This window comes from Pseudomonas sp. 14P_8.1_Bac3, assembly GCF_025466085.1.
Classification (GTDB): domain Bacteria; phylum Pseudomonadota; class Gammaproteobacteria; order Pseudomonadales; family Pseudomonadaceae; genus Aquipseudomonas.
Genome location: NZ_JANLOD010000048.1, coordinates 222203 through 240969, shown reverse-complemented (window position 1 = coordinate 240969; position 18767 = coordinate 222203). Strand labels below are relative to the sequence as shown.

Below are 18767 nucleotides of genomic sequence, written 5' to 3'. Positions count from 1 at the left end.
GAATCGAAACGTTCTGCATCCCGGTGCTCGGGTTGCGGGTAATCAGCAGGTCAGCGGTGATATCCGTTGCATTAAAGGGGCGGCAGGCCCTGCTCCGTAAGGGCGCACGCCGTTACCGACATACTCCCGGGCCTGCTCGCCGGAACGATTTACTCGCCGATGAACACGGCCGCACGCTTGCTGTGAAACGCTTCGACGCCTTCCTTGAAGTCCTTGGAGCTACGCAGACGGCTATAGCAGTGACCTTCCATTTCGATCGCGACGGTCAGCGGCGCATCTTCGTTGTCGTTGATCAGTTTTTTCGCCGTGCGCTGAGCCAGCGGCGAGAAGCGCCGCAGTTCATCGACCAATGCATCGACGGTGCTTTCCAGTTCGGCATCCGGCACGACCTCGGTAGCGATACCCCAGGCAAAGGCCTGGTCGCCGGTGATGCGTTTGGCGCGCATCACCATGTGCTTGGTGCGGGTGATGCCGATGATTTTCTGCAGGCGTGCGGAGCCACCCGAGCCCGGGATCTGACCCAGGTTCTGTTCAGGCAAGGCGTAGCGAGTGGTTTGTGAAGCAATGCGGAAATCGCAGGCCAGGGACAGTTCGAAACCGACGCCGAAGGTGTAGCCACGGTTGGCAACGATCACCGGTTTTTCGCAACGTGCCGGTGCCGCGACATTCCAGGCCAGCTTCGAAACGTGCTCCGGCGATGCTTCGAGAAAGCCCTTGATGTCGCCGCCGCTGGAGAAGTGTTCACCCACCGAGCGCAGCACGATGACGCGCACGTCTTTGTGTGCATCGAGGGCTTCGAAGACCAGGCGCAATTGATCGCGCTGCCCCATGGAAATGACGTTCAATGGCGCCCGGTTGAGGATGATGTCGGCGCGCTCGCGGGACACATCGACTTCAACCTGGAAGCCATCGAACTGAGTGTCGAGAAATTGCTGGATCGCTTGTTGTTGCATGAGAGTGTCCTCTGGATGATTAGCTGATGGCCTTCAAGGCCTGTTCCTGAAATTGGGCCAGCAGCACGCGCCGCAGAACCTTGCCGACTGGAGATTTTGGAATCTGATCGATGAACTGGTAACGCCGTGGCCGCTTGAATTTGGCCAGGCCCGAAGCGATGCAATGGGCATCGAGGTCGTCTTCCGAGACCTCGGCGCGCAGCTTGATAAACGCGGCAATGATCTTGCCCCACTGCTCGTCGGGCAGACCGACCACCACCACTTCTTCCACTGCCGGGTGCAGAGAGAGCATGTTTTCGATTTCCGCCGGGCTGACGTTTTCGCCGCCGGTGATGATCAAGTCATCGACACGACCCGTGACAAACAGATCGCCCTCCAGATCGAAGTAGCCGATGTCACCGGTGAAATACCATCCATCACGCAATGCCTTGGCGGTCGCTTCGGGGCGGTTCAGGTAGCCTTCGAACGCCTCGTCACTCGCCAGGTCGGCGATGATCTGGCCCTCCTCCATTGGGTTGACCTGCACGTCTGCCGTTTCAGCATCGATCGGCACCACGCGCACGCGCTGGTTCATTGCACTGCGCCCTGACGAACCGGGTTTGCGGCTGGCTTGCTGGTCGATGGTGAAGGTGTAGATCTCCGAGCTGCCGTAATGATTGACGAACAACTGCGGCTGGAACGCCTGCTCGACACGACGCATCAAGCCGTCGCTCATCGGCGCACCGGCAAAGCCGATTTTCTCCACACTGGCGACTCGCTCGCGGGCAAAGGCCGGGTGTTCGATGAGCATGTGGTAGAGCGTCGGCACCAGGTACAGGTTGCTGACCTTTTCCCGCTCGATGGCCTGCAGCGTCGCTTCCACGTCGAACTTCGGCACACAGACGAAATGTCCGTCGATCAGCGCCATGGACAGCAACGAACGCACGCCCATGGTGTGATAAAGCGGCATGACACCCAGCGTGCATTCGCCCTGGCGGTAAAGGTTTTGCGCGACGTGAGCAACCGCCGCGGCGCGTTCGCTACGGTGCCGACGGGGCACGCCCTTGGGCTTGCTGGTGGTTCCGGAGGTATACAGCAACAGTGAAAAATCTTCGGCGTCGGCCTGCAAAATGATGCCGGAGGGGGTCTGCGAACACAGTTCCTCGAAACTCAGGTCGGTGTTGGCAGCACGCAGACCGGTGGCGATCCGTGGCAGCCTTGTGGCGGCGCTGCAACCGGCCACGGCGGTCACGGTCGCGTCGTCGTAAGCCACTGCACGGATTTGCGCATCTTCGATGCAGTAGCCCAGCTCCTCGGCAGTTGAACGCCAGTTCAACGGGGTCATGACGATGCCCGCAAACTGACAGGCCCAATGCAGGGTCGCCATCTGCCAACGGTTCTGCATCGCTACCAGCAGTCGATCACCGCGTTGCAGCCCAAGGCATTGCAAGCCCCAAGCGGCGCTCTGGATATCGACGAACCACTCTTCATAGGTTTTCTTCAACGCCCCGTCACTGACCGCCACGGCGTGCGGCCGGCGTTCAACGGCAGCGAGGAAACTGCGTCCGAGATCGAACATTATTGTTATACCCCTTTGTTCGTTTGGCGCTGGGCAGCGACTTCGAGCACGGCCTGGACGATGCCGGTGTAGCCCGTGCAGCGACATAGATGCCCCGAAAGCATGTCGCGTACCTGGGTCTCGTCCGGGTTGGGTACCCGTTCCAGGAAATCCACGCAGGACATGAGAATGCCCGCAGTGCAAAAGCCGCACTGCAAGGCGTGATGACGGCGAAAGGCTTGTTGCAGGTCGCTCAGTGTGTCGTCGTCGGCCAAGGACTCGACGGTCTCGATACGCCGCTCGTGCCCCTGTACGGCGAGCATCAGGCAGGAGCGCATGGCGACTCCGTCCACCAGCACCGTGCAGGCACCGCAGACACCGTGTTCGCATCCGACATGGACACCGGTGGCACCGAGGTCGTGGCGCAGGAAGTCGCAGAGTTGGGTTCGCGGTTCAGCCAGGGCTTCGCGGGAGCGGCCATTGAGTTCCAGGCGAATCGGAAAGGTTTGGTCGGCAGTTACGCGCATGTTCAGACTCCTTCAATCAGCTGATGGCCCAGCTCGCGAATTAGTTGGCGGCGATAGGCAGCGCTGGCCTGCACATCGTCTTGTGCGTCGAGCGACCAGGCGGTTTGATTGAGCGCGTCTGGCAGCGCGGCACCACGAGGCAGGCTACGACGTTGCGGACGGTCGGCGACCCCGCCGATGCCGAGTTCGACCTGATCCGCGCCAATGGCCGCGGCCAGGGAGACAATGGCAAAGTCGCCGTGGCGCATGGCGATTTCGCGGAAGCGATAGGTGATGCCTTCGCGCTTGAGCGGAAAACGCACCTCGACAACCAATTCATCTGCACGCTTGTCGGTGGTGAGAATGCCTTGGAAGAAGTCGGCAGCCTTGACGATGCGCTTGCCTTTTTTGGACTCGAGAACGATCTCGCCGCCCAGCGTCACCAGGCACAGCGGCAACTCGGCGCTGGGGTCGGCGTGAGCGACCGAACCGCAGACGGTGCCGCGATTACGCGTCTGGAAGTGACCGATCCATGGCATCGCCAGTGCCAATAAAGGCACCTCGTCCATCAGGGTCGAACGCGCCAGCAACTGCGCCTGTCGTACCCCGGCACCTACCGCCAGGCAATCCTTGCGCAGTTCGATATAGGCCAGCTCAGCCACATGATTGATATCGATCAGCAACTTGGGTTGAGCCAGGCGCATGTTCAGTACCGCCATCAGCGATTGGCCACCGGCAATGATGCGAGCTTCCTGGCCGTACTCGGCGAGCAACTCAACCACCTGACGACGGGTGTCAGCCCGAACGTAATCGAAAGCAGCCGGTTTCATTGCGCACCTCCCTTGCCAAACAGCGCGCCAAGCGAGGCCCGCAGTCGCGCCCACCAGCCGATGGAGATGGCTTGACCGCTGACCCGTTGCGACAGGCGAGTAAAGATTTGTCCGATGATCACTTTCGAGGCCCCTTGCAACATTCGGCCGCCGACCGCAGCGACTTTGCCGCTGACCGCCACCTGGTATTGGTATTCCAGACGTGTGTGGCCATTTTCCAGTTCGACGAAACGCACCTTGGCCTGACCTTGGGCCGAACCCATCGAGCTGCTGCCGGAACCGGACAGACGCAATGAATGCGGCGGGTCCAGATCACTCAGGGCCACCTTGGCCTCGAAGCGCGCACGGATCATGCCGACGCCGACGGTGACGTCTGCGCGGTAACGGTTTTCGCCTTCAAGCACGAGGTCGTGGCAACCGGGAATGATTGCCGCCAGCGTCTGCGGGTCGAGCAAGGTATCGAAGACCTGTTGCGGCGCAGCAGGAATCACCACCGAGTCGTTGGCCCGCAGTGCCGGTCCACCGGCAGCTGCCGCGTCCAGGTTTTCATCGGGCTCCATACCGGCGGGCCGTGGCGGCTCGTCGATCCCGATGAGCGTGCGTACTTTCGATGGCGTCAGTGGCAGACGGATGTCCGAGCGGCCAAGGGCGTCGGCCACCGCGTTTGCGATGCACACCGGCGTGCTCATATTGTTGCCCTCGCCCACACCCTTGGCGCCCAGTGGGGTGAATGGCGATGGCGTTTCCATGTGCAGGATCACCGGTTCGATCACTTCCGGTGCGGTCGGCACCAGATAATCGGCGAAGGTCCCGGAGAGGAAGCTGCCGTCCTCGCCATAGGCGAACTCTTCCATCAGCGCCGCGCCCAGGCCCTGGGTGAAGCCACCACGAATCTGGCCATCGACCAGCGCCGGATTGAGCAGGCGGCCGGCGTCATGGCAGGTGACGTAGCGATCGATGTGGATCTCGCCGGTCATGCGGTCGATTTCCAGACCACAGATGTCGAAGACAAAGCCGTAGCACAGCGAGCTGTTGACCTGATCCTGGTCGTCCGGGGCCACCAATTGCGGCGGGCTCCAGAACGCGGTTTCGCGCAGACCGCCACTTTCACCTTCCGGCAGCAGGCCCGGCGACCAGTGGGTCGCACCGGCTATCCGATGGAATGGCGCGACCGCCCCGCCATTGACCACAAAAATCTTGCCGCCCGCGAAACGAATATCTTCGGGGCTGGCCTGCAATTGCTCGGCGGCAATCGCGGCGAGGCGATCGCGGATCTTCAGCGCCGCCTTGTAGACGGCACCGGCCACAGCGCCGGCGAAGCGGCTGGAATAGTTGCCCGAGGCAATCGACCAAGCGTCCTTCTGGGTATCCAGCTCGACGTTGACCACGATGGATTCCAGCGCAACCCCAAGCACTTCGGCGACGACCTGAGCGACGGTGGTTTGATGGCCCTGCCCTTGCGGTGCCGAGGACACGTGAACACTGACGTCACCCAATGGGCCGACGTTGATGGTGGCGGTGGCGACAGCGCCGTTTTTCGGACCGGCCTTGCGCCGCTCTTCGGGTGTCATCGCGGTGGTGATGTATCCCATGTTGGAAATCGAAGGCTCGATGACGGCGGCATAACCGATGCCGTAGATCCGGCCTTCGGCACGCGCCTGATCACGACGTTTGAGCAACTCGTCGAGTCCACCGTCAGCCGCCGCCAAGGCAATGCCTGCCTGGTAATTGCCGGAATCGAGCAACGCACCGGCGGCCGCGCGATAAGGGAAGGCATCGGCCGGCACCAGGTTGCGGCGGATCACGTCCAACGGATCAAGCTTCAACTGCACGGCGATGTGTTGCATCAGACGCTCAAGGGCGAAATACACCTGTGGGCCACCAAAACCACGGTTCAGGCCGGAAGGTGTTTTGTTGGTCAGCACCACTCGGTTGCGCACTTGCAAATTGCGGATCGCGTAGGCGCCCGTCAGGTTGCCGTGCATCCGGTAGAAAGTCGCCGGTTCAGGCGCTCTCAGGTAGGCACCACAATCGTCGATCTGGTCATATCGCAAAGCGGTGATGCGGCCATCCGCTTCTACCGCCGCTTCAATTTCGGTCACCCGATTGGTCGCCGAAGAAGCCCCCTGAAGATGTTCCAGACGGTCCTCGACCCACTTCACCGGTGCACCGACCTTGCGTGACGCCAGGCCCATCATCACCACGTAAGGGAAAACCCCTTGCTTGATACCAAAGCTGCCGCCGGAATCTTTCGGTGTGCGCAAACGCAGGCGGTTGCCGGGCACATTCAGTGCCCTGGCCATGACCGTGTGCAACGCATAGGGGCCCTGGAAATTGGCCAGCACGTCATAAATGCCGGTGGCGCGCTCGTACTGAGCCAGCACCACGTAGCATTCAATGGGCGTGCAGGAACTGCGCGGAAACTTCACTTTGAGCGAGACCTTGTGCGGCGCCTGCTCGAAGGCCTGCTCCGGCTCGCCATAACGAAAGCGCCGTTCGTTGACCACGTTGCTGCCGACCGCTTCGTGCAGGATCGGCGCCTGTTCGGCGGTGGCCCGTTCGGGATCGATGATCGGTGGCAGCGGCTCGTATTCAACGCGCACACCTTCGATCGCGTCCTCGGCCAGATAGCGGCTCTCAGCGATCACTACGGCCACCGGCTCTCCGACGTAACGTACCTTGTCAACGGCGACGCACCAGTGCTCCATCGGCTGCCGCACACCCACCGGGAACGGCAGCGCCCAGCGTTTGACGTCTTCGCCGACCAGCACGCCGTGCACGCCTTTCATCAGCAGCGCACTGGAAAAGTCCACCGAGGTGATCCGTGCATGAGCGTGGGGTGAACGGATGATCGCCGCGTGTAGCGTTCCCGGAGGGATCGCAGCGTCATCGGCATAACAGCCGAGGCCGCGCAACAATGCGGCGTCCTCGACACGGGTCTGACGGGCGCCGATGTGGCCGGTCTGGCTTTCGGTAGCAGGCTGGAAACTAGTCATTTTTTTCGCGGCTCTTGTTGTTGTGCAGCGCGATAGCGTTAGAGCCGAGTGTGTGAGAAAGGCGCAGGGAGCGCCTTGCCTGGGGAGAGGGAGTTCTGCGCTGGGGTCTGAAAATTTGCCTTAGCGTCTGATTTTCAGGTCTGGGTCCAGACAGAATTGGCGGTCAGGGATGGGACACGGGATGGCTCAGGAAAGCTTCGATGTCTGCGTAGGGCATTGGTTTGGCAAAGTAATACCCCTGAAAAACATCGCAGCGACTGCCCTTCAGGAAATCCACCTGAGACGCCGTTTCCACGCCTTCGGCGACCACCGTCAGGCTGAGGTGATGGGCCATGGAAATAATGCCTTGGGTGATCGCAGCATCGTGATGGTCGGTGGCGATTTCCTGGATGAACGAGCGGTCAATCTTGATCTTGTCGATGGGCAAACGCTTGAGGTAGCTGAGGCTGGAAAAACCGGTGCCGAAATCATCGAGCGCAATGCACACCCCCAACGCCTTGAGCCGGTGCAACGTGTCGATCGCCTGTTCAGCGTTATGCAACAGAAGCGACTCGGTGATCTCCAACTCCAGTTGCTCACCACAGAGTCCGTGTTTCTCCAGGGTGGCTTGTACATACTGGACGAAATGGCCACGCTGAAAATGCATCGGCGAAATATTCACCGCCATCGAGATGCCGGTGATGCCCTGCTCGCCTAGCTGGCGCAACTGCGCGCAGGCCTTATCGAGTACCCAAAGGCTCAGCGGAATGATCTGACCACTGTCCTCTGCCACCGGCACAAACACCGCGGGTGAGATAAATCCTTTTTCCGGATGCTCCCAACGCAGCAACGCTTCGATCCCGACCACCCGACCCGTACGCGCGTCTATCTGCGGTTGATAATGCAGCTGTAACGACTGAGTTTCGATAGCCTTTTGCAGGTCATTGCGCAGACTCGCGTGCTCGCAAACGCGCTGATTAAGATCGCTGGTGTACCACTGAAAGTTGTTGCGCCCTTGCTGCTTGGCTTTGTACATGGCCATGTCAGCCTGCTGGATCAGTTGCATCGGCTGCTCGATATGACCATCGCTCAGGGTGATGCCGATACTTGCACTCACGTGCAGGTCAATGCCCTGAATGCAGTAGGGTCTGGCAATGCTGGCCATCAAGCGCTCGACCACCGGTACGACGTCCTCATCACTAAGCAGGTCCGGCAGCAGCACGATAAATTCGTCACCGCCCATGCGCACGATGGTATCGCCGGGACGAACCTGCCGGGTCATACGCTGCGCCACCTCAATCAGCACCTGATCGCCGAAGTAGTGTCCGATCGAATCGTTGATGGATTTGAATCCATCCAGATCAATGCACATCACCGCCAGACGACGCTTACGCCGACGACTGATGTGACAATCCAGAACAAGCCGGTCTTCAAGCGAAACACGGTTAAGCAAACCGGTCAGGCGATCATGGCTGGCGTTGAAACTCAATTGGCGCTCGAAATGCTTTTGCTCGCTGATGTCCCGGGCAATGCCAAATACCCCGACGATTTCTCCGTTGACCATGATCGGCAGGTTAGAGATGTCCATGGTCAGCAGTTCTTGACTCTCGTCGAGAACCCGCGCCTCGAAACGCTGAGGTTCTCCGGCGCGGGCTGCGGAAAAATGCTGACTGACCCGTTCCAAGTCTTCTTCGAGTACCAGATGGGAGAAGTGATGACCAATGAAATCGCTCGCGGTGTGCGGTTTCAGCTTCAGGCCCGCCGGATTCACACTCTGGATGTTGCCGGCCAGATCGAGGGCGAATACCGGGTTGGGGTTGTAGGTGAACAAAGAACGAAAACGTTGTTCGCTTTCCTCCAGACGTTGGCCGTCACGCTCATGACGGATCGCAATGACTGCCAGCTGGGCCGCGCAGGCCAGTCGTTGAATCTGCGCCTCATCCGGCGCATTCGTGCGGTTCTGGTACAGGGCAAATGTACCCAACACGCCTCCCAGATGGGAGAGCAAAGGCACCGACCAGCAGGAACGCAGGTTATGCCCCAGCGCCAGGCCGCGAAAACGCTCCCAGTTTGGATCTCGGGCGATGTCTTCGGTCACCACAAGCTCGCGCCGGAACGCTGCGGTGCCGCAGGTTCCTTCGTGTGGACCAATGGCCATTCCATGAATCGCGTCACTGTATTCGACCGGCAGGCTGGGCGCCGCGCCGCTCAGCAAGCGTTTGCCCTCGGCATCAGTGAGCAGGATAGAGCAGAAGGTTTCGGGGGCCTGTGCGTCGTGCATCTGACAGATGGCGCAGAGTATGTCGCCTAGATGATGGTCGGTCGCGATCATGCCGAGAATGTCACGTTGCGACTCGGGGAAGGTCTTGCTGTGAAAGCTCGGACGAGTATTCATGGTGGTTCCTGAAGACTCTCGAGGTCGTCCGGTCTTCAGAGAGCCAGAAATAGTGGCGGCCGATCACTGTCCACTAGTGCTTCGGACGCGCACTCTATAGAGCGCCGGCTAACTAATAAAAGGCTCAGATCCAACATAAAAAACAGTATCAGATTGCCGCGGTTTGGCTGGAATGGTCGGGGTGCTTGGCCGTTTTGATGTTCTGCTGGCGCGGACAGTCCGGAAGCTGCAGCCCGGTTTCCATGAACTTGGACCGATGAACATTTCCACGCCAATAGCCTTCGGACCTGCCGCAAAACATAGTAACGGCCTGCCTATGAACATCTGACATGGCCCACTTGTTAAACGAGGTGTCATGTTAGAGATGTCTACATTGACATGACTCCGCTCAAGACCCACCCGGCTGGCGACGATCTCACAAGTCACCTCTAACTCCGCCTTAAAGACTCATTCTGCTCAGTCGATATCGTACGAGTCGCCAGAATGGGCAGCATTGCGCGCGCCCGGCGAACCCGCACTCGGCTTTGAATCAGGTTTATCTGCATGTACCCAACACAAAAGCTTGTCTGCGACACAAAGGCACTAAACGGTCGATACGTTTCATCCAGGGTTTCCAGGTTTTTTGTGTTCATGGCACTGGCAATCAGCAGCCTGCTGTTTGATTCCTCAACGGCCTACGCGCTGTCTGCCAGTTGCACGACGCTCAACGGTCTGAGCGGTTCGGGTACCTTTTCACGCTCCTTTCCTGCCGGTTCTTTCGCCGCCGGCGAAAGCGTCTCGGTGACTTTCAACGACAATGGCGGCAACGTCGGCAACAGCAATCCGTCGTCCGCCGATAACGTGATCCTGCGCAACCCGACTACCTTCTCGCCCTACTTTGACTACCGCAGCAACACCGGCAGCGCAGGTAGCCAAGCGGGCAGTGCTTCGGCTGCAGATCTGACCAACGGGCTGTTCATCAGCACCAAGGTCGGCACTTACCTGAGCGCGGTGACCATCAACTGTGGTGCGGCGGTTTCCAGCGATGCCACCCTGTCGAACCTGATCCCCTCAGCCGGTACTTTGTCGCCTTCATTTTCATCGGGCACTAGTGCCTACAACGTCGCGGTCGCGAGTAACGTATCGTCAATCACCTTCACGCCGACGGCCTCCGACAGTAACGCTACGATCACGGTCAACGGAGTGAGCGTGGGCTCGGGCGCTACCTCGCCAGCGATCAGCCTGAATACGGGGTCGAACACGATCAGCGTATCGGGTACTGCCCAGGACGGCAGCACCACCCACCTGTACACCATCACGGTCACTCGGGCCGTCGCTGCGCCAGATGCGAGCAATGTGTCCGCGACCGTGGCTGCCAACAGCTCTGGCAATCCGATCACTTTGGCGCTCTCAGGCGGTACTGCGACGTCGATTGCCGTTACATCCGCCCCTTTACACGGGGTTGCCACCGCTAGTGGCACCTCCATCACCTATACGCCGGCTGCAGGTTATTCAGGAACGGACAGCTTCACTTACACGGCGAGCAATACGGCAGGCAGTTCTTCAGCGGCCACCGTATCCATCACCGTGACGCCGCCAACACTGGCGGTGACCCCGGGCTCCTTGCCCGCAGGCCAGGTTGGCACGGCCTACAGTCAATCGCTCAGCGCTGCGGGCGGAACCGCGCCCTACAGTTATGCAAGTTCGGGGACTGTTCCCACAGGTTTGAATCTTGATCCGGCCAGCGGAATGTTGAGCGGAACACCCACCAGTGTCGGCAGTTTCAACTTCACGATTACGGCCACCGACAGCCATGGCGCAACGGGTAGCACGGGCTATTCGGTCAGCATCGTCGCAGGCGCACTGCCCGTCACAGGTGCTGTTTCTGCCACGGTTGTCGCCAATGCCAGTACGCCAGTGAACCTGGCGCTGTCCGGCGGTGTTGCCAGTTCGGTTGCTGTCGCCTCTGCCCCGCTCCACGGTTCTGCAGTTGCTAGTGGTACCACGATCACCTACACCCCCGTGACAGGTTACTCAGGCTCAGACAGCTTCACCTACACCGCCAGCAACTTGTCGGGCACCTCCTCCCCCGCTACGGTCACGCTCACAGTGACGCCCCCGACACTGGTGCTGACCCCGGCTGCCGGTGCGTTGCCTGCTGGTCTGGCTGGAACAGCCTACAGTCAATCGTTCAGCTCAACCGGGGGCTCGGCACCTTATAGCTATACAAGCTCCGGAGTTCCTGCCGGGCTGAACCTCGATGCGGCCAGTGGGGTTCTGAGTGGTACGCCTGCCAGTCCTGGCAGCTATAACTTCTCTGTCAGCGTGACGGATCGACATGGCGCCGTCGGCAACGCCAATTACACGCTGAACATTGCTAGTGGGCCAGTGCCCGTGGCCAATCCGGTTTCCGCCTCCATCGCCGCCGACAGCAGCGGCAGCATCGCGCTGTCACTGGCGGGCGGAACAGCCACATCGGTAGCGGTTGTCACAGCGCCAATGCACGGCAGTGCGGTGGCCAGAGGCCTGACGATCACCTACACGCCTGTAGCCGGGTTCTTCGGGACGGACAGCTTCACCTACACCGCCAGTAATGCCTCAGGCACCTCGCCGGCCGCGACGGTCAATCTGACGATTTTAGCCCCTGCCCTGATCGTGTCTCCCGCCGCCGGTTCGCTGCCAGCGGCAACAATCGGTGCACGCTATTCACAAGCATTGAGCGTGAGCGGTGGCAGCAGCCCCTATCGCTTCAGTGCCACCGGCCTGCCGTCGGGCCTGAACATCGACGCCTCCTCCGGGACAATTTCCGGCACACCTTCGGAAGCAGGTTCGGCGACTATTGCCGTGCAAATCATGGACGCCACCAGTGCGACGCTCAATGTCGCTTACAGCCTGAGCATCGGCGCCACGTTGCCAAGCGGCGCCGACCGCAGTGCCTCCTTGTACGCCGGGCAGGCAGTCACCGTGAACCTGGCCGATGGCATCAGCGGCGGGCCATTCACCGGCGCGGCATTGGTGGACACGCCTTCCAAAGCCATGGGACAGACGACGCTCAGCGGGACGAGTCTGACATTTGTGGCTGCCGCACAAGCTTCAGGCGCTGCGATTATCCGTTACTCCCTGAGCAATCGCTGGGGCGCGTCGCAACCCATCACCCTGACGCTGCAAGTGGCCGGACGCTCCGACCCGAGTAAAGACCAGGAAGTGATCGGCATGCTCGGCGCCCAGGCGCAAAGTGCCGCACGTTTTGCCCGGGCGCAGATCGACAATTTCAACGACCGCCTCGAACAACTGCACGACAAAGAGAACCGGCGCGGCAGCAGCTTCAACTTGCAACTCGGCTTGCCGCAATCACGCCAGTCACGCATCGGCAATACCAGCGCCTCGGAGATGTACCAGGCGCTGTCGTCACTCAGTGGCAGTGATCGCACAGCCTCCCCACAATTGTCCGCAGCCCCCGGCTCAAACAGCGCATTGCTGGGAGATGAGAACCTGTCGTTCTGGAGTGGTGGCTACGTCAACGTCAGTGATACCCGCCGAGACGATGTGAAGCTCGACAGCACCATGGTCGGCATGAGCGCCGGCGTCGACTATCGCTTCTTCGATGCCTTCACCGCCGGTATCGGTTTCGGGTATGGGCGGGACTCCAGCGATATCGGCTCCGAAGGCAGCCACAGCAAAGGCGACTCCTTCAGCGGCGCGATCTACGGCAGTTTCCACCCGGGCCGCGTGTTCATCGACGGCTTGCTTGGGTACAGCAACCTGTCGTTCGACAGCCGCCGCTATGTGACCGACAACGGCGGATACGCCAAGGGCTCGCGTGACGGCGACCAGTTCTTCGGCTCGCTCAGTTCGGGTTATGAATTCAGGGAAGACACCTGGCGTGTTGCACCCTATGGCCGTGTCGACGTGTCATCGACAAAGCTCGATGGATTTCGCGAATCCGGCAGCGGCGCGTTCGACCTGGCATACGCGGCACAACGCATGAACGTATTGTCCGGAACGGGTGGCCTGCGCGGACAATATAGCTTTACGCTGAAACCGACCGAGCTGACCCTGCGTGGCCGCCTCGAATACAGCCACACCTTCAGCGGTGACAGCACGGCACGCATGGGGTACGCCGACATTAGTGACTCCACCTATGGCGTGTCCACTCAAGGGCAAAGCGAAAACCTGATGACCGTCGTGCTGGGGGCGGACGTTGCCCTACCCTGCAGGTTGACGACAGGCGTGAGCTATCAAGGCTCCTTTGGGTTGGGTGACGACTCAAGATCCCATGCACTGATGCTCAGGCTAGGTACCCAATTTTAAAAAAGGAGGTTATGTCGCTCAGGACACGACCGAGGTACGTCGACCAAAACTGCTTGAACATAGTAAAAAACGCAAAACCGTCATATTGCTCAACTACGCTCTGACACGTAGTGGCGCTATAACCTCAGTCAGTCGCTACCCTTCAGGAAATCGGACATGGGCAAAATTGCAGTTGCGTTGACAGTGGTAATAGGCGTTCTGGTTTACGCCTTGGTAGAAGGGCCACAGGCGGCTCAACCGCCCCTATTCATGGCCATTTTGACGAGCACCGTGGCGCTCGGCGCTCTGGTGCATATCTATGGGGCTCAGTCGACCGACTGAGACTGGGCTCTCGATATCGAGTGGAGAAAACAACCAAGCCGGTTGCGCGTTCTTTGATTGCAAACGGTGCACGTGCGGTAACGCGATCACTGGTTGCCAGGCCAGCCGCACAGGGGCATCCGGCCGTATCGCCGGCGTAACCGTCCGGGCAATATACCTTCCTGATGCCATCGCTTAAGGCGATGGAGTCCACCTAAAATCACAGGTCGGTCAACGAGAGAATCCTGTCGAAGCGACTATTTTCCAAGCGTCTAATTCTTAGGAGAGAACCATAAAGGCTTTATCCATTGTACGGCCCAGTGGCGGCCGAATCGCTTCTGGCGAGAAAATCCTCGAAGTCCGTCGTTGGCTTCCAGACTTAGATCCTTCCGAGGATCTCCTGATTGTGGAAAACGAGCGATTTCTCCATAACGATGGAGACGAAGACGATAATGGTATTGCCGTCGCAATTGTGCGTGGGAAAGCCGTGCGTCCCTTCATCCTCGCTGATATGCAAGCGGCCTGTGCAAGCTATTTTGAGGATGGCTGGCTCGCATGGGAGTTGAGTGACGTAAGGCCAGTCACACACCCTGTGACCATCCGTGCGGCACGGGGTATCTACGAGGTAGATTTCCTACTCCCAGACAAACGCTGAACATTGAGCATGATCTTCACATCACCAGCCGTTGAAAGCATAACCATGGGCTCATCCATGCCAGCATCGGTACCAACCATTGTTCTCTGACACCTGCAGGTCGGTTTGATAAAGATCGGACAGTTTCTCGCTGGTCAAAATCTCATTTTTAGGGCCATCGGCAATCAGTTGCCCATGGTTGATCAAGATCACCCGATCGATCTCAGGAATGATTTCGTCAATGTGGTGAGTCGTAATGATCATTGCCCTTCCCTCTCCGCAGAAACTGCGCATCAGAGACAGCAGCCCTAAGCTCGCACCCATGTCCAAGCCACTGGTAGGCTCATTCAGGATTAACGCTTGAGGATGATGAACCAATGCGCGCGCCAACAGCAATCGACGTTTCTGCCCCGTCGAAAGGCGTTGAAACATACGTTGTTCGTCGATATCCATGCACAGCTGCGTCATGAGCGTGCGAGCCAAATTGATTTGATCCTCGCTCGGTTGTAGGTGAGCGTGCGCCCCCATGGCGCCGAAGAATCCGGAAACAATCACATCCAGTGCAGACGTGTACGGGGTGTAATCTTCTTGCATGTCCTGGGAAACGAAACCGATTTTGCTACGCAGCGCCCAGAGATTGACGGTTTCATTTCCGAACAGTTTCAAGTAGCTACCCACTCGTTCGACGGGATAAATCTCGCGATTGATGAGTTTCAACAGCGTGCTCTTGCCCGCACCATTAGGGCCAAGAATGGCGACTCGCTCGTTGTAGCCGATCTTCAGCGAGACTCGGTCGAAAACCCGCGTCTGTTGTTGAAAGGCGGTGACTTCGTTCAGTTCAATCATGGGCATCCCTGGTTAGCGGCGGTGTCTACGCCGCGCCTAAGTGAATCGGAGGAACTATTCAGCATCCCGGAGGTTGGTAGGCATCCTTGAGGCATCCGCGAATCAGCCACCGCCATCCAGAGGCTCACTCACCACAACGCCTTGGTGTAGGTCAGCAGAATACGCGTTTCATCGGCATCCCTGGCAAAGGACGAACGATAGGTCGCACTGCGCAAACGCAAGGCCAGGTTCTTGAACGTACCGTCCTGGATCACGTAGCGCACTTCGGTGTTGCGTTCCCACTCGTTGCCTTTGCCGGCGACACCCGGCACTTCGGCGTTGTCGCCGGCAATGTAGCGGCTCATGAAAGTCAGGCCCGGAATGCCGATCTTAGTGAAGTCGTAGTCGTAGCGAGCCTGCCACGAGCGCTCTTTGGCTTCGGCGAAGTCGCCGATCTGGGCGAAGTTGACCAGGTAGGCATCGCTGCCTTCGATGTAGGGGAAGGCATTCTTGCCCATCATCTGTTGGTAACCGGCACTGAACTTATGGCCGCCGACGGCATAAGCGAGCATGCCATTGAGCGCCTGGTTGTCGATCTTGCCGCCTTTGGCCAAGCCTTGATCCTTGCTGGTGGCGAAACGCAGGTCGCCGCTCAGCACGCCCGGGCCGAGGGGCTGGGTGGCAATCAGCCCGACGAAGTACTGGCTGTAGACATCGCTCAGTTGCGCATAGTGATAGCTGAATTTGACCTGGTCGGTGAGCTTGCGGTCGAAGCCGGCCAGGGTCAGGTGGTCGCCTTGTGCATTACGGGTGAAGCGCTGGTTCTTGTTGTTCAGCGCTATGTCTTCGGCACTGGTGTCATTACGGGCGATGACCTTCTGCAACTGCCCTGCCGTGATCGTTGTGTCGGGCACTTCCTGGGAGGTGACCAGCGCACCGCGGAACGATTGCGGCAGGATCATCCCGTCGTTGGGGCGCAGCGTCGGCAAGGACGGAATCAGCGAACCGACCTTCAGTTCCGTCTGCGAGACCTTGACCTTGGCGGTCACCCCCAGCTTGCTGTACTCCGGGTCGGCGCGGCCGTTGGAACGCACCGGCAGCAAACCGCTGCCCGCCCGGTCGGGGCTCGAATCCAGTTGCAGGCCCAGCATGCCGATCATGTCCAGGCCGAAACCGACCATGCCCGGGGTGTAGCCCGACTCGAACTTGAGAATCAGGCCCTGGGCCCACTCCTCGCGTTTCGATTGCTGCGTGCTCGGCCCGTCCCTGAAGTCGCGATTGAAATACACGTTACGGGTTTCGAACGAGGCATGAGAGTCGGCGAAAAAATCCGCCTGCGCCCAAGGGCTGAACCCCGCCAGCGCCAACGAACAGGCGAGCACGGGCAAGACAGTGTGAGCGCCGGCACGAATCAACGAAGTCATGGCAACACCTTCAACATTATCGAGTACGAGAGCCGGCGCAGCTGAAGGCTGGGCCTTCGGCTCTCGTACTCAAAAAGGGGGAATGAGGCCAGGCTGATCGCCCGGCCCCGGATTCAGAACGCTCTGGCGAGCAACGCGATCATCCGCTCACCGAACAGCGTCACCGAAACGCCCAGCAGCACTACGCAAGCACCCGCGATCTTCACCGCTGCCGCCGGCCGCACCACCGCGCCAAGCAAGCCGAAGTGATCGATGGCCACCGAAGACAGCAACTGCCCGGCGATGACCAGTACCAACAGGTTCGCCAGGCCGATGCGCGGCGCCAGCCACACGGTGCAGAAAATCGCCCCGGCCCCGAGGATGCCGCCGACCAGGCGCCAGGCCGGTTGGCTGGGCACGACGCTCAGCGACTCGGCCAGACCGCCCCGGAAGAAGGCGATCACGCCCAGTACGATCATGCCGGTCAGAAACGAATAGAACGCAGCGGCCATGGTGTTACCCGACATCGCACCCGCTAACTGACTGTTAACTGCCGCTTGGACTGCAATCGCGATACCGGCGATGAACGCCAGCGCAAAGGAAATCAGGATCATGGCCGTTGCCCCTTAGTGGGTATGCAGTGGAGTGAAGGACTCAGCGAACGGATCCGCCGTGTAGTTCGCCGCTTCGAACAGGAACGCACGGGACTCTTCGGTGGCGGCTTCCAGTTGCTGACGGTTGACGCCCAATACCACGCCACCCTGCTTGCGAATCCGACCTGCGATGATCACCGTGTCGATGTCGCCGCGTTCTGCCGCATGCACCACGGTGCCCAGCGCGTTGTTGGACGGGTAGATGCTCAGGTTGTCGGTGCGGATCAGCACGATGTCGGCCTGCTTGCCCGGGGTGATACTGCCAATCTTCGCTTCAAGCCCGGCACAGGCCGCGCCATCAACCGTGGCCGCCTTCAGCAGTTGGCGAGCGCTGACCAGATCCGGCGCGGGCTGGTTACCTTGGAAACGCGCACTGTGTGCCGCGGCGCGTTGCAGGTAAAACGCCACGCGCATTTCAGTGAACATGTCGCCGCTGTATGAGCTTTCGTTGTCGACGCTCAGGCCCGGATTCATGCCGTGATCGACCGCTTTCTGCCAGGCGAACACGCCATCTTCAAGGCCGTAGTGCGCATCCGAACGTGGGCAGACGTTCACCTTCACCCCAGCGTGGCGCAGGATTGACCAACCCTGATCCGGCATGCAGGTGCAGTGGTTGAAAATGTTATCCGGGCCCAGCAGGCCTTCTTCCTGCAACGCGCCCAACTCGGACGCCATGCCCGCACCAAAGAATTCGGTGACGATATTCAAGCCCAGCTCACGAGCCACCGCCCATTGTTCACGGTCGATCTGCGACATCATCGCCAGGGTCACCAGCGAATCGGATTCAGTGGTGTATTTGCCTTTCAGGCGACGCAGGTCACCCGGCCAGTTGGCCGACTCCCATTCGCCGGACAACGGTGCGCCTGGGGCGTGTACAGCGCGAATGCCGGCGTCCTGAAGGGCGTCGATCGCGGCATCGGAGTGTGCACCGCTACGGGCGTTGTGCGAGTTGTCGATGATGGTGGTGATACCGGCATTGATGCAGCCCAGTGCGGTCAGCATATTGCCAACGTACATGTCCTGTGGGCGGTAGTACTTGGCAAACGAAAAGTGCGTGGCGTTGCAGTAGTCTTCCAACGTCGGCGAGTTGGGGTTGATGCGCCGTAGCTGACCTTCCCAGGCGTGACGGTGAGTATCCACCAGTCCCGGAATCACGATCATGCCCTTGGCATCCACCACCTCAGCACCTTCGGCTGAAAGCTCAGTGCCGACAGCCACGATTTCAGTGCCGCGAATCAGCACGTCACCGTTGGCAAAATTACCCAGGGTGTCGTCCATGGTGACGACCATGCCACCTTTGAGCAGCAGCAAACGATCAGCGTTGGGCAAAGCGCCGAGCGGCAGGTTAATCGGTTCTGAGGATGTCTGGACGGACATGGGAACTCCTTGAGCGATGCGGGCAGGATTGCCGTTGATTGCATTGTCGGACTCAAGGTGCTTATTTAGAATACAGTATTATCTTCAAG

Annotated in this window: 13 protein-coding genes; 3 read left to right on the top strand and 10 right to left on the bottom strand. The window is 59.7% G+C overall.

Annotated elements, in window-relative coordinates; genetic code table 11:
• Positions 1-149: 149 nt before the first annotated feature.
• The 6 genes from NTD84_RS13850 to NTD84_RS13825 all read right to left on the bottom strand — a co-directional run bounded on the left by NTD84_RS13850 (position 150) and on the right by NTD84_RS13825 (position 9196).
• A complete protein-coding gene (locus tag NTD84_RS13850) occupies positions 150-953 on the bottom strand; it encodes an enoyl-CoA hydratase/isomerase family protein (RefSeq protein WP_262166311.1) in 804 nt (267 codons plus the stop codon).
• Between the two features lie 19 nt (positions 954-972).
• The gene (locus NTD84_RS13845) at positions 973-2511 is read right to left on the bottom strand and encodes an AMP-binding protein (protein WP_262166308.1); all 1539 of its coding nucleotides are present in this window, start codon (positions 2509-2511) and stop codon (positions 973-975) included.
• Positions 2512-2516: 5 nt separating this feature from the next.
• Entirely contained in the window at positions 2517-3017 is a 501-nt protein-coding gene (locus tag NTD84_RS13840; RefSeq protein ID WP_008060977.1) for a (2Fe-2S)-binding protein, read from the bottom strand.
• A 2-nt stretch (positions 3018-3019) separates the two neighbouring features.
• A complete protein-coding gene (locus NTD84_RS13835; RefSeq protein ID WP_102615848.1) occupies positions 3020-3826 on the bottom strand; it encodes an FAD binding domain-containing protein in 807 nt (268 codons plus the stop codon).
• Complete coding sequence (locus NTD84_RS13830) at positions 3823-6822, bottom strand: xanthine dehydrogenase family protein molybdopterin-binding subunit (protein WP_262166301.1); 3000 nt, start codon at positions 6820-6822, stop codon at positions 3823-3825. Before NTD84_RS13830 ends, NTD84_RS13835 begins: the two co-directional genes overlap by 4 nt.
• 163 nt (positions 6823-6985) lie before the next feature.
• Positions 6986-9196 (bottom strand): putative bifunctional diguanylate cyclase/phosphodiesterase, encoded by a 2211-nt coding sequence (locus tag NTD84_RS13825; RefSeq protein WP_262166299.1) that lies wholly within the window; start codon positions 9194-9196, stop codon positions 6986-6988.
• 630 nt (positions 9197-9826) lie between these two features.
• On the opposite strand from NTD84_RS13825, the gene NTD84_RS13820 reads away from it, so the two are divergent.
• The 3 genes from NTD84_RS13820 to NTD84_RS30050 all read left to right on the top strand — a co-directional run bounded on the left by NTD84_RS13820 (position 9827) and on the right by NTD84_RS30050 (position 14441).
• A complete protein-coding gene (locus tag NTD84_RS13820; protein ID WP_262166543.1) occupies positions 9827-13486 on the top strand; it encodes an autotransporter domain-containing protein in 3660 nt (1219 codons plus the stop codon).
• Positions 13487-13642: 156 nt separating this feature from the next.
• Complete coding sequence (locus NTD84_RS13815) at positions 13643-13807, top strand: hypothetical protein (RefSeq protein ID WP_262166297.1); 165 nt, start codon at positions 13643-13645, stop codon at positions 13805-13807.
• 271 nt (positions 13808-14078) lie between these two features.
• Positions 14079-14441, top strand: a complete 363-nt coding sequence (locus NTD84_RS30050) for an ASCH domain-containing protein (protein ID WP_410017348.1) — start codon at positions 14079-14081, stop codon at positions 14439-14441.
• A 51-nt stretch (positions 14442-14492) separates the two neighbouring features.
• Here NTD84_RS30050 and NTD84_RS13810 read toward each other — a convergent pair whose 3' ends face one another.
• The 4 genes from NTD84_RS13810 to NTD84_RS13795 all read right to left on the bottom strand — a co-directional run bounded on the left by NTD84_RS13810 (position 14493) and on the right by NTD84_RS13795 (position 18678).
• Complete coding sequence (locus NTD84_RS13810; RefSeq protein WP_262166295.1) at positions 14493-15266, bottom strand: ABC transporter ATP-binding protein; 774 nt, start codon at positions 15264-15266, stop codon at positions 14493-14495.
• A gap of 128 nt (positions 15267-15394) precedes the next feature.
• Positions 15395-16669, bottom strand: a complete 1275-nt coding sequence (locus NTD84_RS13805) for an OprD family porin (RefSeq protein ID WP_262166292.1) — start codon at positions 16667-16669, stop codon at positions 15395-15397.
• Positions 16670-16782: 113 nt separating this feature from the next.
• Positions 16783-17262 carry a DMT family transporter gene (locus NTD84_RS13800; protein WP_262166290.1) on the bottom strand — a complete coding sequence of 160 codons (480 nt, stop codon included), beginning with the start codon at positions 17260-17262 and terminating at the stop codon, positions 16783-16785.
• A gap of 12 nt (positions 17263-17274) precedes the next feature.
• On the bottom strand, positions 17275-18678 hold the full coding sequence (locus tag NTD84_RS13795; RefSeq protein ID WP_262166287.1) for an amidohydrolase family protein: 1404 nt from the start codon (positions 18676-18678) through the stop codon (positions 17275-17277).
• Between the last annotated feature and the right edge of the window lie 89 nt (positions 18679-18767).

Coding starts and splice junctions, on each gene's coding strand:
- NTD84_RS13850 (WP_262166311.1), bottom strand. CDS start 953: ATGCAACAACAAGCGATCCAGCAATTTCTCGACACTCAGTTCGATGGC.
- NTD84_RS13845 (WP_262166308.1), bottom strand. CDS start 2,511: ATGTTCGATCTCGGACGCAGTTTCCTCGCTGCCGTTGAACGCCGGCCG.
- NTD84_RS13840 (WP_008060977.1), bottom strand. CDS start 3,017: ATGCGCGTAACTGCCGACCAAACCTTTCCGATTCGCCTGGAACTCAAT.
- NTD84_RS13835 (WP_102615848.1), bottom strand. CDS start 3,826: ATGAAACCGGCTGCTTTCGATTACGTTCGGGCTGACACCCGTCGTCAG.
- NTD84_RS13830 (WP_262166301.1), bottom strand. CDS start 6,822: ATGACTAGTTTCCAGCCTGCTACCGAAAGCCAGACCGGCCACATCGGC.
- NTD84_RS13825 (WP_262166299.1), bottom strand. CDS start 9,196: ATGAATACTCGTCCGAGCTTTCACAGCAAGACCTTCCCCGAGTCGCAA.
- NTD84_RS13820 (WP_262166543.1), top strand. CDS start 9,827: ATGGCACTGGCAATCAGCAGCCTGCTGTTTGATTCCTCAACGGCCTAC.
- NTD84_RS13815 (WP_262166297.1), top strand. CDS start 13,643: ATGGGCAAAATTGCAGTTGCGTTGACAGTGGTAATAGGCGTTCTGGTT.
- NTD84_RS13810 (WP_262166295.1), bottom strand. CDS start 15,266: ATGATTGAACTGAACGAAGTCACCGCCTTTCAACAACAGACGCGGGTT.
- NTD84_RS13805 (WP_262166292.1), bottom strand. CDS start 16,669: ATGACTTCGTTGATTCGTGCCGGCGCTCACACTGTCTTGCCCGTGCTC.
- NTD84_RS13800 (WP_262166290.1), bottom strand. CDS start 17,262: ATGATCCTGATTTCCTTTGCGCTGGCGTTCATCGCCGGTATCGCGATT.
- NTD84_RS13795 (WP_262166287.1), bottom strand. CDS start 18,678: ATGTCCGTCCAGACATCCTCAGAACCGATTAACCTGCCGCTCGGCGCT.